This window comes from Treponema sp. (assembly GCF_024696245.1).
Taxonomy (GTDB): domain Bacteria; phylum Spirochaetota; class Spirochaetia; order Treponematales; family Treponemataceae; genus Treponema_D.
In genome coordinates, this window is the sequence record NZ_JAILGZ010000082.1 from 20,508 (window position 1) to 36,230 (window position 15,723).

Annotated in this window: 12 protein-coding genes and 1 pseudogene; 5 read left to right on the forward strand and 8 right to left on the reverse strand. The window is 40.8% G+C overall.

From position 1 onward, the window contains the following. Positions 1–53: 53 nt before the first annotated feature. Positions 54–1,250: a galactokinase gene (locus K6D58_RS05910; RefSeq protein WP_296828594.1), complete on the reverse strand. Its 1,197-nt coding sequence runs from the start codon at positions 1,248–1,250 to the stop codon at positions 54–56. A gap of 168 nt (positions 1,251–1,418) precedes the next feature. On the opposite strand from K6D58_RS05910, the gene K6D58_RS05915 reads away from it, so the two are divergent. Then, positions 1,419–3,074, forward strand: coding sequence for a putative manganese-dependent inorganic diphosphatase (locus tag K6D58_RS05915; protein WP_296828596.1), 1,656 nt, complete (start codon positions 1,419–1,421; stop codon positions 3,072–3,074). Positions 3,075–3,227: 153 nt separating this feature from the next. Here K6D58_RS05915 and K6D58_RS05920 read toward each other — a convergent pair whose 3' ends face one another. The 6 genes from K6D58_RS05920 to asnS form a co-directional block, all read right to left on the reverse strand. Further along, positions 3,228–3,686 carry a GAF domain-containing protein gene (locus K6D58_RS05920; protein WP_296828598.1) on the reverse strand — a complete coding sequence of 153 codons (459 nt, stop codon included), beginning with the start codon at positions 3,684–3,686 and terminating at the stop codon, positions 3,228–3,230. A gap of 19 nt (positions 3,687–3,705) precedes the next feature. Continuing rightward, positions 3,706–5,586, reverse strand: coding sequence for a glutamine-hydrolyzing GMP synthase (guaA, locus tag K6D58_RS05925; protein ID WP_296828600.1), 1,881 nt, complete (start codon positions 5,584–5,586; stop codon positions 3,706–3,708). Positions 5,587–5,596: 10 nt separating this feature from the next. Continuing rightward, on the reverse strand, positions 5,597–7,195 hold the full coding sequence (pyrG, locus tag K6D58_RS05930; RefSeq protein WP_296828602.1) for a CTP synthase: 1,599 nt from the start codon (positions 7,193–7,195) through the stop codon (positions 5,597–5,599). Between the two features lie 47 nt (positions 7,196–7,242). Continuing rightward, complete coding sequence (locus K6D58_RS05935; protein ID WP_296828603.1) at positions 7,243–8,487, reverse strand: YhjD/YihY/BrkB family envelope integrity protein; 1,245 nt, start codon at positions 8,485–8,487, stop codon at positions 7,243–7,245. A gap of 51 nt (positions 8,488–8,538) precedes the next feature. Beyond that, positions 8,539–9,414, reverse strand: a complete 876-nt coding sequence (locus K6D58_RS05940) for a hypothetical protein (protein WP_296828605.1) — start codon at positions 9,412–9,414, stop codon at positions 8,539–8,541. 82 nt (positions 9,415–9,496) lie between these two features. Then, entirely contained in the window at positions 9,497–10,954 is a 1,458-nt protein-coding gene (asnS, locus tag K6D58_RS05945) for an asparagine--tRNA ligase (RefSeq protein WP_296828607.1), read from the reverse strand. Positions 10,955–11,415: 461 nt separating this feature from the next. Between asnS and K6D58_RS05950 the strand changes: the two genes are divergently transcribed. The 4 genes from K6D58_RS05950 (at position 11,416) to K6D58_RS05965 (ending at position 15,301) form a co-directional block, all read left to right on the forward strand. Continuing rightward, positions 11,416–12,225 (forward strand): sigma-70 family RNA polymerase sigma factor, encoded by an 810-nt coding sequence (locus K6D58_RS05950; protein ID WP_296828609.1) that lies wholly within the window; start codon positions 11,416–11,418, stop codon positions 12,223–12,225. A gap of 227 nt (positions 12,226–12,452) precedes the next feature. Beyond that, positions 12,453–13,658, forward strand: coding sequence for a divergent polysaccharide deacetylase family protein (locus tag K6D58_RS05955; RefSeq protein ID WP_296828611.1), 1,206 nt, complete (start codon positions 12,453–12,455; stop codon positions 13,656–13,658). 9 nt (positions 13,659–13,667) lie between these two features. Beyond that, entirely contained in the window at positions 13,668–14,720 is a 1,053-nt protein-coding gene (tsaD, locus tag K6D58_RS05960) for a tRNA (adenosine(37)-N6)-threonylcarbamoyltransferase complex transferase subunit TsaD (protein WP_296828613.1), read from the forward strand. Beyond that, on the forward strand, positions 14,720–15,301 hold the full coding sequence (locus K6D58_RS05965) for an O-methyltransferase (RefSeq protein WP_296828614.1): 582 nt from the start codon (positions 14,720–14,722) through the stop codon (positions 15,299–15,301). The genes tsaD and K6D58_RS05965 overlap by 1 nt, the downstream gene beginning before the upstream one ends. A 100-nt stretch (positions 15,302–15,401) precedes the next feature. On the opposite strand, the pseudogene K6D58_RS05970 reads toward K6D58_RS05965, so the two are convergent. After that, a pseudogene (locus K6D58_RS05970) lies at positions 15,402–15,723 on the reverse strand (TIGR01212 family radical SAM protein); the annotation flags it as partial.

Sequence of the window (15,723 nt, forward strand, 5' to 3'; positions counted from 1 at the left end):
AAAAGGGTGGTTAGTAAAATAACCACCCTTGTAAGATTTAAGTCTTAATCTTTTTATTTGTAAAGTGCTACACCGTCACCAGATTCACATGCAAAGAATCCTGCTGCGTAACCTACAACCTTTGTATATTCTTTCTGAACATTTTCTACAAATGCATCAACCTTGTCTTTGTGAACAAGGGCGATTGCACATCCACCAAATCCTGCACCTGTCATGCGGGCACCAAGACATCCGTCCTGTTTCTGTGAAGTTTCTGCCAGTGTATCAAGTTCAATACCTGTAACTTCGTAATCTTCCTTAAGGGATTTGTGGCTTGCGTTAAGAAGGGCACCAAGCTTAACAAGGTCTCCTGCCTTAAGGGCTGCAACTGCATCAAGAACCCTCTGGTTTTCGTAAACGCAGTGCTTTGCTCTCTTAAGAAGAACTTCGTCCTTGATTGCTCCCTTTACTTCTTCCCATTTAGCTGGAGTAAGTTCACAGAGAGCCTTGATTGAAGAACCATTGTCCTGAAGAATCTTAAGGGCTTCTTCACACTGTGAGCGGCGTTCATTGTATTTTGAATCAGCAAGGCGTCTTACTTTATTTGTGTTCATTACAACAAAGCGGTAGTCACCAAGTTCAAGAGGTGCATATTCATAATCAAGGGTTGCACAGTCAAGCATTTCTGCAGTGTTCTTTTTACCTGTAGCAATAATGAACTGGTCCATGATACCGCAGTTAACACCCATAAAGTTGTGTTCACTCATCTGACCAAGCTTTGCAATTGTAACACGGTCAATGTTAAAGCCGAAAGTTTCAGAAACAGCGTATGCAAATCCGCATTCAAGGGCAGAAGAAGAAGAAATACCGCCGCCTGCAGGAACGTTGGAAACCATAAGGATTTCAAAACCGCAGTCAAACTTGTGTCCTGCTGCCTTAAGCTGGCTGAGGATTCCGTTAAGGTAGTTTGCATAGTCATTTTTCTTGTCAAAAACAAAGTTGTCGTTAATGTCAAATTCAAATGTACCAGGGAAACGTACGTCGTTGTAAATTACTTTTGTATCCTGACGCTTACGGATTGCAACGTAGAGGTATTTATTGATTGCAGCTGGGAAAACTTTACCGCCGTTGTAGTCAATATGTTCACCGATAATGTTAATGCGGGCAGGGGAAGAATAAATCTTAACGCTGTCTTCGCTGCCACCATAAAGCTTTACGAATGCCGGAATAAGATCGTCCGGGTTGTAAGTTGTTGAAGTCAATGAGTTCATAAAAAACCTCTGTTTTCTAGTTTTATTTTATGGACAAAATTATAGCAAAAAATATTTTTTAAAAATAGAGGTAACATCAAGCGGGGACTTTTCGCCGGAATCTTTTTATTTCGGTTTTAAAACTCCTTTGTTTTACAAAAGGAACGCCATGTTGTACAATACGATGCTATGAAAAATAAAGTTTATGTAATCGGACATAAGAATCCTGACACTGACAGCGTTGTTGCTGCAGTTGCCTATGCAAAGTTACGCAACCTGCTTGGACATGAAGAATACGTAGCATGCCGTGCGGGGCACCTTAATCCCCAGACTTCATATATCTTTCAGAAATTTAATATTCCCCGCCCTCAGTATATTCCTGACCTGGTTCCAAAGGTTGAATATTATATGCCTGAAGAATTTGAAACTGTTGATGAAAATGTTTCCGTATGGGAAGCAATCGGCCGCATGGAAAAAACAGGTCTTCGTGTACTTCCTGTTGTAGATTCAGAAGGCCGCTATCTTTCCCTTCTTCATTATTCTGGTTTTGCCCAGAGCGTTCTCCGCATAATGAATCCGGAAAAGCGCAACAAGTTTGCTACAAGCATTTCCCTTGTTCAGAAAACCCTTAATGCCCAGCCTATTATCCTTAACCATGATGCAGATAAAAATTTTAAGGCATTCATTCTTGTAGGTTCTTCTTCAGAAAAAACTTTTGTTGAACGTCTTGAAAGTCATGCCAGTGAAGACCTGGTTGTAATTGTCAGTGACAGGGAAGACATTCAGCGCCTCTGTATTGAACGTAAGGTTAAGCTTATGATTCTTACCAGCGGCTTTGCCCTTAACAAGGAACTCCGTGACCTTGCAGAAAAAAACGGGGTCTCTGTAATTATCAGTCCTTATACAACAACACCAACTGCCATGCTTATTGCCTATTCAACTCCGGTAGCAGCTGTTGCAGATAAGGAAATCCTTCCCGTACATAAAAACGATACCACTGCAAAGATTCAGGATATCCTTAAACATTCCCAGTGCAAGTATCTTCCTGTTGTAGACGGAGACAATAAGGTTATAGGAATTATTTCTGAACATGACCTTCTTAAGGAACCAAACATCAGTGTCGTAATGGTAGACCATAATGAATTAAGTCAGGCTGTAGAAGACATTGACCACTATAAGATTCTGGGCGTAATAGACCATCACCGTCTTGGAACCCTTTCTACAAAATATCCTATTACCTTTATTAATAAACCTGTAGGTTCCACAGCAACTTTGATTACCCAGCTTTACCGTGAATATAAGGTACCTATTCCAAAGGAAATTGCATCTCTCCTTCTCTGTGGAATTTTAAGCGACACCCTTGTACTCCAGAGTGCAACCGTAACAGAGCTTGATCAAGAAACTGCAGATTATCTTAGTGACATTACAAATCTTGATGTAAAGGAACTTGGTAACGAAATCCTTCTTGCAGGCAGTCATGTTTCTGGCCGTGCTGCAGATGAAATCATACGCCAGGATATGAAGGAATATTCAGAAGGAAAGGCTGTATACACAGTAAGCCAGATAGAAGTTGGTAACCCTAAAGAGATTCTTGACCGCAAGGCAGACTTCCTTGCTGAACTTGAAATTGAACGCCGCAGTCACAAGGGGCTTTTCAGCTGTCTTCTTGTTACGGATATTACAACTTTAAGCAGTGTCCTTCTTATGGAATGTGACAAAAACTTTTTGCCTTTTATAACCTTCCCTAAACAGGAAGAAAATGTTTACTACCTTCAGGGGGTAGTAAGCCGTAAAAAGCAGCTTGTTCCCCTTATTACGGAACAGGTATTAAATTACTTAAAGTAAAAAAATAAGCCGGAGCTTTTTATAATGCAGAAAGTGCAGTAAAAAAAACTCCGGCCTTTTTATTGAGGGTTTATTACAAAACCCTCAAAACGGCGAAGTCAAGGCTTTAAGCGTGAGCGTGCCTTGACTCGACGTATTTATATTTTATTAATGTTAATCCCGGCAGGCCTTTTCCAGAATACGGGCAAACTTTTCAAGACCGTTTTTATCTTCGTCAGTAAAGCGGCCCACCAGAGGGCTGTCTATATCAAGCACACCCCAGACCTTTTTATTCTTATCCCTTAAAGGAACAACAATTTCTGAATTGGAAGCAGAATCACAGGCAATATGACCTTCAAACTGATGAACGTCCTTTACTAGCTGAGTCTTGTTTTTTGCTGCAGCTGTTCCGCATACACCCTTACCTAAAGGAATACGGATACAGGCAGGTTTACCCTGAAAGGGACCTAAAAGAAGATAGCCTTCTTCCATAGTGTAAAAGCCTGCCCAGTTTATATCCTTAAGCTCCTGCCATAAAAGGGCAGAAGCATTTGCCAGGTTAGGAACTATATGGCTCTCGTTCATTGTAAGGGAAGAAAGCATGGAGCATAAAAGTTCGTAGTCAGCCGTCATATTTTATTCCTTTATAACCTTATTCCCATCCGAATGTTGCAGGCGGCTTGTTTGTAAGGTCATAGTAAATTGCATCAATTTTATTCAGTTTTGAAAGCTGAAGTACCATTGCCATTAAAAGATCGTGAGGCAGTGGAGCAAATCTTGCAGTCATTACATCTTCTGAACATACAGGACGGAGAACAATACTAAAGCGGTCCCTGTCTGTAGCATAAGGAATGTTAATTGTAAGGTGCTGGAAAATCTTTGAGTACCATTTTGCATTATGCAGGTCATCAAGAACGATTTTGTCTGCTTCCCTAAGCTGGTCCAGTCTTTCTTTAGTACAGTAGCCTTCCTGAATTGCAAAGTCACTGTCCTTAACGTAAGGATTCTGCCAGAGTTTAATAATACAGCGGTTAAGGTATTTTGCAGCATTTGTAATTTTAACCGAAGCTGCATCCAGCTTTTCCCATTTACCAGGAAGATGCCTGAAGCCGCCGTCAAGTTTCTTAAAGGAAATTACTGCAGGGAATCTGTAGGTACGGAAATCCCCCTGAACACCTACAGAGCGTACAGGAAGAACTGATTTTTCAAGATAAGGAGCGCAATCTTCGCAGAACATATCCAGCTCTATTTTATCAAGTTCTTTCTTTGCTTCTTCAAATTCATTTTTATCCTGGTCAGAAACTTTTCCGTCTGAACAGAGAACGTTAATACTTAAACCTGGTCCTGGGAATGGATGCCTCATTACAAGTTCATCACTAAGTCCCAGTTTTTTACCGATTGCACGAACTTCGTCCTTATAAAGATCCTTTAATGGTTCAATAATAAGTCCCTGGGCAATAAGTTTCTGAATGCCTTCAACACGGTTATGGTGGGTCTTAATTGTATTTGAATTTTTAGTTCCACCGGATTCAATAATATCCGGATAAAGGGTACCCTGAGCCAGCATCCACTTTGATTCATCAAGCTTCTGTTCTGCAACAACCTGATCCCTTACCTTAATAAAGTTTTCTCCAACAGCCATTCTCTTTTTCTGAGGATCTGTAAGGCCTTCTACAGCCTTTAAGAAAGAGGCGCTGGCATCCTTTACGATAAAGTTATTAAAACCAAAGTCATTGTAGGCTTTTGCAACAGAGGCGCTTTCGTTTTTACGCATAAAGCCGTTGTCAATGTGAAGGCCAAGAACCCTTTCCTGACCTAAAGCCTTGTTAAGGAGGGCAAAGGCAACAGTTGAATCAACACCACCGCTTAAGAAAAGCAGGATGTTTTTATCTCCGGCATCCTTTTTAATTGATTCAAGAATATGATTAAGGACAGTATCTTCGTCCCAGTTCTTTTCCATTCCGCAGATTTCTGCAAAGTTGGCAAATATTTTATTTCCTTCAGGAGTATCCTTTACTTCGCAGTGACACTGAAGTGAAAATCTTTTTTTACTTAAGTTCTGTAATGCAGCGTAAGGGCAGTCTTTTGTACTTCCAATAACTTCAAAACCCTGGGCCAGAGAAAGAACACCGTCCTGGTGACTCATCCAGACCTGAGTTTTTTCAGAAACTCCCTTAAACAAAGGAGATGATTTTCCGGCTTCATTTATTTCCAGCCTGGCAAAACCAAATTCTCCAACTTCTGCCTTTCCTACCTCTGCACCGTAGCTTTTAGCAATAAGCTGGTGTCCGTAGCAAAGTCCTAAAACAGGAAGGTCCAGTTCAAGTATTTTTTCGTTAAAGTCCGGCACCTTCTCATCGTAGACGGAACTCGGTCCTCCAGAAAAGACGATTCCCTTTGCATTTTCAAACTCACTTAAGTCTGCAGAAGGAAGGGCAATCTCCGTGTAAAAACCCATGGCGCGGAAGCGCTTTGCAATAAGATGGGCATACTGGGAGCCGAAATCAAGGACTACGATTTTGGAACGTGCCATAGTTAACTCCTTATTTATTTTTTAATGATGCTGTTATGAAATCCCGGAATAAAGGACCTGCCTTATCAGGACGGCTCTTGAATTCAGGATGGAACTGGCCTGCAACCATCCATGGATGATCAGGAACTTCACATACTTCAACAAGATCCCTTTCCGGATTAACGCCTGCAATTATAAGCCCGGCATTTTTTAATTCATCCCGGTACTTGTTGTTAAACTCGTAGCGGTGACGGTGGCGCTCCCAGATTGTAGTAGAAGCGTAGGCTTTTTCAGTAAGGGTGCCTGGTGTAACGGTACATTCAAATTTACCAAGGCGGAGGGTTCCTCCTAAGATTTTACCGTTCTGGTCAGGCATAAGGTCTATAACCGGATGACTGGTATCAGGATTGATTTCCGTAGAGTTTGCATCAGTCCAGCCCAGTACGTTTCTTGCGTATTCAATAACAAGAATCTGCATGCCAAGACAGATACCCATGTAAGGAACCTTGTGGGTGCGGGCATATTTTGCAGTAAGAATCATACCTTCTATACCGCGGCTGCCAAATCCTCCCGGAACAATAATTCCGTCTGCACTAGACAACTTTTCTTCTGCCTTTTTATCATCAGTAATTTCTTCTGAATCAACCCAGTCAATTTCTACTTCGCTTTCGTTGGCGATTCCTGCGTGAATAAGACTTTCTACAACACTAAGGTAGGCATCGTGAAGTTCTACATATTTACCAACAAGGGCAATCTTTACATGGTGTTTAGGGTTTTCAAATACATGAACCATCTCAGCCCATTTTTCAAGATGAGTTTCCCTGCCTGTTATGCCTAAAATCTTGCAGACAGCATTGCCCAGACCTTCTTTTTCCATGTTAAGTGGAACTTCGTAAATTGATTTTGCATTAAGGTTCTGGATTACACAGTCAGTATCAACGTTGCAGAAGAGGGCCAGCTTTTCCCTTGTTGCTTCCGGAATTTCAATTTCTGTACGGAGCATAAGGATGTTTGGCTGAATACCCAGCTGCTGAAGTTCCTTTACGGAATGCTGGGTTGGTTTTGTCTTGATTTCTCCGGCCTTTTTCATAAATGGAACCAGGGTAAGGTGAATGTAACAGCAGTTTTCTTCTCCCAGTTCGTATTTAAGTTCGCGGATACATTCAATAAAAGGAAGACTTTCTATGTCTCCTGCAGTACCGCCGATTTCTGTTATGATAACATCTGCACCTGTTTCTTTAGTAGAAAGAAGCATGCGTCTTTTAATTTCTTCTGTTACGTTTGGAATAACCTGAACTGTACCGCCGTGATATTTTCCTTCACGTTCATTATTAAGTACTGACAGATAAACTCTACCTGCTGTTGTATTTGAACTCTGGGAAAGGGTTGCATCTGTAAAGCGTTCATAGTGTCCTAAGTCAAGGTCTGTTTCTGCACCGTCGTCTGTTACGAAAACTTCTCCATGCTGAATTGGATTCATTGTGCCCGGGTCAATATTAAGGTATGGATCAAACTTCTGATTAACTACTTTTAAACCCCGGCTCTTAAGGATAAGTCCCAGACTTGCTGCTGCAATGCCTTTACCTAATCCAGAAACAACTCCGCCTGTAATAAAAATGTACTTGGTCATAAATACTCCATGTCTGCCGTAACTCTAATAATATCCGTGCATTATATTTATAAATCGCGGCTTAGTCCATAAAACTTTGAAAAGTAATTGCTTATTAATGACAGTGCCTTGCGGCTTACCTTAGGATTTCTTTCAAGAAGGGAGAAAAATGTCTCTTCCGGAATACGTATTACGTCTGCATCCGTACAGGCAATGGCTTCGTCAGTGCGGATTCCGTTAAGCATGCAGGCTTCTTCCCCAAAGAATTTTCCCCTTTCTATAAAGGAAATATGATTTTTAGTCTGAAGCTTTACTGTGCCCCGGACAAGATAATAGGCGTCATGGCCTTCTTCATTTATTGAATATATGTGTTCCCCCTGCTTAAAGAAGGCAAGGTTACCGTTTTTAATCATCAGATGGTCAGGTCTTATAAAAAGAGCCCTTTTAATTGTGGCAAAAATACCTGTCTCAGTGTGGTCAGGAAGAATGTAGAGTTCACATAAAAGCAGGGTGTCAAAAAACTGGTATACAAAAAGCCACTGGGCAAAGAAAAGGAAAATCATAAAGAAAAGGAATACGGAAAGGAGAAGGACAATAGCGTTTCCCAAAACTCCGTAAATAACGTTGTAGGCGTTAAAATTAATGAATTCCTGCATTACGTTCAGCACAATGGAAAGAATAAAGGTGCTGGAGGCAGCCATAATGGTAGTTATTAAAAGAGAAGGTCTGGTTCTGCTGCCTGCCCTGTAAGCAAGGACAGTCATAATAAAAAGTATGATGTAAGGAAGATTCTGCAGTGTAAGGTCAATTATAAAGGCCCAGAATTTACTGTGACTGAAGAGAAAACTGTGAACTCCAGGAATGTCGGTAATTGTTCTTGCAGTAATTACAAGAAAGGTAATGCTGGCAAGAAGAAGAACAATAAGGGCTTCTCCTGCAAGAATAAAGAACTGGTTGATTACAGGCCTGGTATCCTGTTCCTGACCGAATATTTTTCTTAAACTGCCGATTATGGAAGCAAAGAAGCGTCTGGCCATAAGGATAATGGCAATTACAATGGCAAATTCAAAAAAAGAAACCCTGTTTACGTCAAAGAGCTTGTCCAGGGAAGATTCAGCATTCTGAATACTTTTAAGAAGGGGTACCTGATCCAGAAAAGATGTTAAAAGTGAAGGGGAGGCATGCATTATGCGTACCAGCACAACAACTATCATAAGGGCCAGGGGGGCAAATGAGAGAAGAAATCCAAAGGCACAGGCAGAAGCATAGGAGATAAGGTCGTTGCTTAGAAAAAATCCAAAAGTCAGGTACAACGACTGAAAAAAAGTGGTTAATGTGAATTTCCGCCTTGTCATAGAAGCTCTTTAATTTGTTTTTTTACGGCCTGCTACAAGCTTGTAGTAAGGTATTCCGTTGTAGTCAGTAGTATCCTCTGCTTTATTGTTAATTGATACCATCATCTGCTTCTGAATTGTTTCAGAAACATAAATACGGATGGCAGTTTTTACCTGAGCCGGAGTATTTGGATGTAAAAGAAGAATCCAGTTAATTCCATCTGCATCAGGCTTTATTGCAAATACTATTGTATCTACTACATACTGTTTAGGGCCGATTCTTAAGGTTAAGTCCCTGAGGACTGTATTTTTCTGGGCCAGGTTCATCATTTGGGCAGGAACCTTAACGCACATTCCTACAGAACTTATATCCAGAAGCTTCATCTGGAAGAGCTTGTCGTCAGAAGTCCAGAACATCTGGGCATCCCTTTCGTTTGTAATCTTTGCACGAACATACTGCCTCATACCTTTGGCATTACATTCAATAAGAAGACGCTCTATTTCTTTTGTTATAGCTTCTGTACTTTCGTCTACGGTAATTATACCGCCTGGAATGTTTGCCTCAGAAAGGAAGAGGGAACGGTCTTCCCTGCGTATTCTTTCTGAAATGATTCCTACAAAAACAGATCTTAAAGTGATTTCTTTTTCAAATGATTTAATAAAATTGAACCAGGCGTCTATAGAAAGCTGTGCATCAACATTAATAAAGCACACAGAACTTTCGTGAAGTCTCAGGACGTTTTTTGCGTCCTTGTAGCTGTCGATTGTATAGACTTCATATTCCATATCCTGGAGTCTGGGAATGACGTCCTGTCTGATTGAATAAGCAGGATTGATGAAAAAGACCTTTTTCCCGAATATCTGTGATCTGGCAAGATCATTGTCCATTTTTGTCTCTTCAGCCATTCCGTCTCCTTAATAAGTCTACATGAACGCTTCCCGAAAGACACCGTCACTTTTTACCATGACGGTGCATTTTACGTTGAACTTAGAAATCTGCCAGCTTAGGCGCTCTAGGATATGGAATAACATCACGGATATTTTCCATTCCTGTTACGTAGCGGATAAGCCTTTCAAATCCAAGACCGAATCCTGAATGAGGTACAGTACCAAACTTACGAAGGTCAAGGTACCAGTCATAAATTGATTCGTCCATATTGCGGTCCTTAATAGCCTTAAGAAGCTTTTCGTAGCTTTCTTCGCGTTCAGAACCACCAATGAGTTCTCCAATTCCAGGTACAAGAACGTCAACAGCTTTTACAGTTTTGCCGTCTTCATTCTGTTTCATATAGAATGATTTTATCTCTTTAGGATAATTATAAACCATAACTGGCTTTTTGAAAATTTTTTCTGTTAAATAACGCTCATGTTCTGTAGCAATATCGCATCCCCAGTATGGTTTGAACTCAAATTTAGCTTCTCCAGCGTGTTTTTCAAGTTCTGCAATGGCATCTGTGTAAGAAATACGTACAAAATCTGCCTTTGCAACAGCTTCAAGGCTCTTTATAAGGCCAGGCTGAATGCGCTTGTCAAAGAATTCAAGGTCTTCACGGCATTTTGTAAGTGCCCAGTTAAGAAGGTACTTAACAAATTCTTCCTGAATATCCATGTCGTCGTTAAGGTCAAAGAAGGCCATTTCCGGTTCAATCATCCAGAATTCAGAAAGGTGACGTGGTGTATTTGAGTTTTCTGCACGGAAAGTAGGTCCAAAGGTGTAAACGCGGCTTAATGCAGTAGCCATGGTTTCTGCTTCAAGCTGGCCCGAAACAGTAAGGCTTGCCTTTTTGCCAAAGAAGTCCTTTGAATAGTCTACGATTTTGTGGGCATCTTCAATCTTCATTCCGCCGGCACCGGCCTTTACTCCCAGTTCAGCAATCTTTTCAAGGGAAAGGGTTGTTACCTGGAACATTTCTCCTGCACCTTCACAGTCAGAACATGTGATTTCCGGGGCATTAATGTACTGAAAGCCTCTTTCCTGGAAGAATGAATGTACTGCAAATGCCATCTGGCTTCTTACACGGAATACAGCTCCAAAAGTATTTGTGCGGGCCCTGAGGTGGGCATTGTCCCTGAGATATTCCATGGACATTCTGTTTTTCTGAAGAGGATATTCTTCTGAAGGACAGCTGCCAAGACATTCAAGATTCTGAAGGGTAATTTCTACTGCCTGACCGCTTGCAGGACTAGGGATAATAATACCTTCTGCTTTTACCGATGCTCCGGTAGAGAGTTTCTTGAGATTTTCTTCAATATTCTTAACATCAGCTTTTGAATCAGGTGAAGTTCTGTCAAAAGTGAGCTGGATATTTGCAAAACAACTTCCGTCGTTCACTTGAACGAATACGAGGTTCTTTGAGTCTCTTACTGAACGGATCCAGCCGTAAACGGTAACTGTGCGTCCGTCAGGATTTGATGTAAGTAAATCTTTTATTAATACTGGTTTCATTATTTTCATTCTATATACTTCTTATTTAGCAGTCAAGTTTACAGCAGGAATGTGGAATTTGAGTTTTTTTAGATATTAAATGAACCTTAAAAAAGTGTAATATTTTTAGATGAAAAAAAGTATAAAAAAATCGGAAAAAAAATTAAATAAAACATAATTTATACACTTTTTCAAAAAAATGACGAATATTTTTTAAAAAAATGAGTATAAAAAATCATACAGTGTATACAAAATTATACAAATTTGTATAAAAAATTGTACACCTTTTTAAAGTTTTCTTAAAAATTGTCCCCTAAACTTGAATTTTTCTTAAAAAAAATAATTCCATATAATATATATAATTAGCGAAAAGTTTTCTTTCCGGGAAAAAATATTTTTAACATTTTTTTTAGTTGGCACAAAAATTGCTATAGATTTTAGTGACAGAAAATGAAAACGAAACAGAAGGAGAACTCGGAATTATGAAAAGTGAAATAGATTCGGCTTATTTAAGGCAGATTCAGCAGTTTCCGCTGCTTTCTGTGGAACAGGAAATTGATTTGTCTAAAAGGATCCAGGCAGGTGACAAAAAGGCACTCTCGGCATTGGTTAACTCCAATCTCCGTCTGGTTGTCAGCGTTGCCCTTAAATTCAGCAGAACCCCCGCTGATGTCATGGATCTTATTCAGGAAGGAAATATGGGGCTCATGGTAGCTGCCGGAAAGTACCATTTTTCTTTCAATACAAGGTTTTCAACGTATGCCTATGCATGGATTGCCCAGTATATGCTGCGTTTTGTTAAATCTCGTACCCAGTTCATAACATTACCGGCCAGAAAGGAAGAACTTCTTCGCCGCGTCAGAGACGCTCAGGCCTACCTTTATGAGCTTACGGGAAACGAGCCGTCTGAAGAAGAAGTAGCTGTTTATCTGGGTATGAATATCGAAGATCTTAAATCGGTATTCAGTTACGCTTTTACAGTTGCTTCACTTGATTGTGAGACCGGTGACGATGATTCTTCTACCCTCGTGTCGGTGATTCCGGATACTTCCTGCACTCCCGAAGAGAATTTAATGCTGGAGGAAGAAAAACGTCACCTGTATTCACTTATTGATGCACTTCCGGTAAATGAACAGAAGGTACTTAAGTACCGCTACAACTTTGCCAACGATTTGCATTCAAAAACACTGCGCGAAATCGGAAAAATCATGGGTGTAACCCCTGAAGCTGTCCGCCAGACAGAGATTCGTGCCGTTAAACATTTGAAACATGCAGTTAGTACTGCTGTTTAAGGTTTTTGAGAGCTAGCATACATGCTTCATTAACCTATAAAGGCGTAGGTGTCAGATCGTAAGACTGCACTTATGCAGATGATGAGCAGGATGTTTTGTCAGAACATACTTGGACTCATTCATTTTCCTCCCTTTTTTTGTGTGGGCCGTCTGTGTAAGTTTTACATGGGCGGCATTTTTTTTCTTTAAAGGTGGAATTTTTGCCGGATATTTGTCACAATATCCCTATGGCTACATCAAGAAAAAAGCCTGTAAGGCGTCGTAGTCCTGCAAGAAAAACAGCAGGTAAAAAAAAGCCTAAGGTTCAGCTTAAAAATTCCAGTGTAATTGCACTTTCTTTACTTCTTGCCCTTTTATGCGGTCTTCTTATTTTTATGAATATAATCATGACCGGAGGGGATAAGTCTGCTGAAGATAAAAAGAATTCACCGGCCTCAAAAGTTGCTGCAGAAAAAACTTTTAAGCCTTCAAAAGATTCTTCTTTAAAGAATAATTCTTCTCACAGTGAAAATCCTGCATCGGAAAAAAGCTCTTCCCGGGATTCAGCTGATTCAGGAAGTTCAGGTAATTCAATTAATTCCAGCAATTCACTTAATTCAGGAGAAAAAACTTCTTCATCAAATAAAGCTGCTCAGAATCAGAGCCAGTCACAGATTCAGATTCAGGAAAAAATTGCTTCGGCTTCTCCTTCTCAAGGTTCAAAGCCCCTTCCTCCAAAGTTCAATATTCCAAAGGCTGCAAAAAAAGCTGTCCTGGTTTTTGTTATAGATGATGCAGGATTAAGTGTTGCCAATACAAAAAAATATGCCTCCCTGCCATTCCCTGTAACAATTGCCGTTCTTCCAAAGCTGGCTCATTCAAAGGACTGTGCCTACGTAGTTCGTTCTTCCGGTCAGGAACTTATCCTTCACCAGCCAATGCAGTCCCTTAACTTAAAGCTTAATCCCGGTCCTGGTGCAATTACCGCCGACATGGGAACTTACCAGATTGCAACTCTTGTAAAGGAAAACCTTGATGAAATTGGTCCCGGCGTAAAGGGAATGAATAACCACGAAGGTTCAATGATTACTTCTGATAAAATAAAAATAGGTGCCGTACTTGAAGTTTGTTCGGAAAGGGGCATTTACTTTCTGGACAGCCGTACTACTGCAGATACTCAGGCTCCTCAGGCCGCCCTTGAAAGGGATATGACTATATTTGAAAAAAATGCACCTTATATAGATAATGTTGTCAGCAGGGAAGCCATGTTAAAAGAAATTTATGGCTGTCTGGATGTTGCCAATAAAAAGGGAACGGCTATAATGATAGGCCACGTTGACAAGTCTGCAGCCATTCTTCCGGCTCTTCTTAAGGAAATGTATCCTTACCTGGTAGAAAAAGGCTACACCTTCGCCACCCCGTCCACACTGTATAAAGGTGAATCTTGTTTTTAGGAGATATATATGAAGGTTTTAGGAATAGAAAGTTCTTGTGACGAAACCGCCTGTGCCATTGTTGAAGACGGTAAAAAAATTATAAGTAATGTAGTTGCTACTCAGATTCCTTTTCATCAGATTTATAAGGGAGTTGTTCCAGAAATTGCCAGCCGTAAGCATGCCGAATGGATTCTGCCGGTTGTAAAACAGGCCTTAAAAGAAGCAAATCTCACAATGGATGATGTAGACGCAATTGCCGCTACCAATAGACCAGGACTTATGGGCTCCCTTCTGGTAGGCTTTACCTTTGGCAAGACTTTAGCCTGGTCAACAAAAAAGCCTTTTATTGCCGTAAACCATATGCTGGGTCACCTCTATGCCGCCCAGCTCCAGGCTCCCGTTGAATACCCTTTTTTAGGACTCTTAGTTTCTGGCGGACATACAATCATCTGTAAGGTAAATGATTTTGATGACCTGGAAGTTCTTGGAACCACAGTTGACGATTCTGTCGGAGAGGCCTTCGACAAGGTTGCAAAGTTCTACGGACTTGGTTATCCGGGAGGGGTAATAATCGACCAGCTTTCAAAGCAGGGAGACCCAAAATCTGCTCGTTTCCCAGTTCCAAAGCTTGATGAAGAAGCCCACCGCTATGACGTTTCTTTCAGCGGCTTGAAGACTGCCGTTATCCACCAGTGCGATTTATTCTGGCAGCCAGGTTATGAACATTCAAAAGAAAATATGTGTGCGGCTTTCCAGGAAACTGCAGTAAAAACTTTAGTTGGAAAGCTCTTAAGGGCGGTAGACGATACTGGACTTAAAACTGTTGTTTGCGGCGGTGGTGTTGCTGCCAATTCAAGACTTAGAGAAATGCTTGCAGACCGTAGCGACTTAAACTGTATCTTCCCTCCATTAAAACTTTGTGGTGATAATGGAGCTATGATTGCGGGAGTTGCCTACCACTTCCTTCAGAGAGGGGACAGAAGTGATTGGAATACAGTTACTTGTGCCAGAATCCCTCAGTTTAAGAGAGGTCTGGACCAGGTAAACCACGAAAAAAATCGTAAGCAGGTAAATAAATAATGGACCAGCTTCTAAAAATAAAGGCCTACGCAAACAGGGAAGCAGTTCCTATTATGCAGGATGAAGGTTGTGACTTTATCTGTGACTATATAAAAGAACACAATGTAAAAAGGGTTTTGGAAATTGGAACTGCAATCGGTTATTCATCTATAAGATTTGCAAGCCTTGCTGATGATGTTTACGTTACTACAATCGAAAGTGACATCGACCGCTTTATTAAGGCCCAGGAAAACTTTAAGGACTCTGGCTTTGAACAAAGAATTACAGCTATAAACGACGATGCCCTGACCCACGATTTTGGTGATTCAAAGTTCGACCTTATTTTTATAGATGCCGCAAAAGCCCAGTACATTAAGTTTTTCGAAAAATATAAGGAAAATCTTGCTGAGGGAGGAGTAATTATAAGCGACAACCTTTCCTTCCACGGCATGGTTGATGACCTAAGCCTGACCCACAATTACAGTACAAAAAAACTTGTAAAAAAGATTCAGAAGTACGTTGCCTTCTTAAAAGAAAATCAGGAATTTGATACAGAATTCTTTGAAATTGGGGACAGGATTTCTGTTAGTAAAAGAAGATAAGGAATTTCGGCAAGTCTGACAGGCCTTACACCCAGCGGGCAGGCCTTCTCAGCGGGCAGGCCTTCTCAGCGGGCAGGCCTTCTCCGCCCCGCAAGCCCTTCTAGACCCCCGCATCCCTCAAAAGCTTATTCATTCTATTTAGAACTACCTTCTTATTCATGGTCCACTTAGGCTCAATCAAAAGCCTTTTAGGAGGGTCTCCGGTCAAACGGTGAATCACCATTGAAGAAGGAAGGATCTTCAAGGCCTGCTCTAAAAGACAAAAATATTCATCCATCTCTAGAGCCTTAAATTTACCAGCCTTAAAATCTTTAGCAAGGTCTGTCCCCTCTAAAATATAAAGGCAGGTAATCTTAATTCCATGAGAGCCTGCCTCTACAAGCTGGCGAACACTTTCTAACATATCGTCGGAGCTTTCTCCA

Coding starts and splice junctions, on each gene's coding strand:
- K6D58_RS05940 (WP_296828605.1), bottom strand. CDS start 9,414: ATGGCTGAAGAGACAAAAATGGACAATGATCTTGCCAGATCACAGATA.
- asnS (WP_296828607.1), bottom strand. CDS start 10,954: ATGAAACCAGTATTAATAAAAGATTTACTTACATCAAATCCTGACGGA.
- K6D58_RS05920 (WP_296828598.1), bottom strand. CDS start 3,686: ATGACGGCTGACTACGAACTTTTATGCTCCATGCTTTCTTCCCTTACA.
- tsaD (WP_296828613.1), top strand. CDS start 13,668: ATGAAGGTTTTAGGAATAGAAAGTTCTTGTGACGAAACCGCCTGTGCC.
- pyrG (WP_296828602.1), bottom strand. CDS start 7,195: ATGACCAAGTACATTTTTATTACAGGCGGAGTTGTTTCTGGATTAGGT.
- K6D58_RS05965 (WP_296828614.1), top strand. CDS start 14,720: ATGGACCAGCTTCTAAAAATAAAGGCCTACGCAAACAGGGAAGCAGTT.
- guaA (WP_296828600.1), bottom strand. CDS start 5,586: ATGGCACGTTCCAAAATCGTAGTCCTTGATTTCGGCTCCCAGTATGCC.
- K6D58_RS05950 (WP_296828609.1), top strand. CDS start 11,416: ATGAAAAGTGAAATAGATTCGGCTTATTTAAGGCAGATTCAGCAGTTT.
- K6D58_RS05955 (WP_296828611.1), top strand. CDS start 12,453: ATGGCTACATCAAGAAAAAAGCCTGTAAGGCGTCGTAGTCCTGCAAGA.
- K6D58_RS05910 (WP_296828594.1), bottom strand. CDS start 1,250: ATGAACTCATTGACTTCAACAACTTACAACCCGGACGATCTTATTCCG.
- K6D58_RS05915 (WP_296828596.1), top strand. CDS start 1,419: ATGAAAAATAAAGTTTATGTAATCGGACATAAGAATCCTGACACTGAC.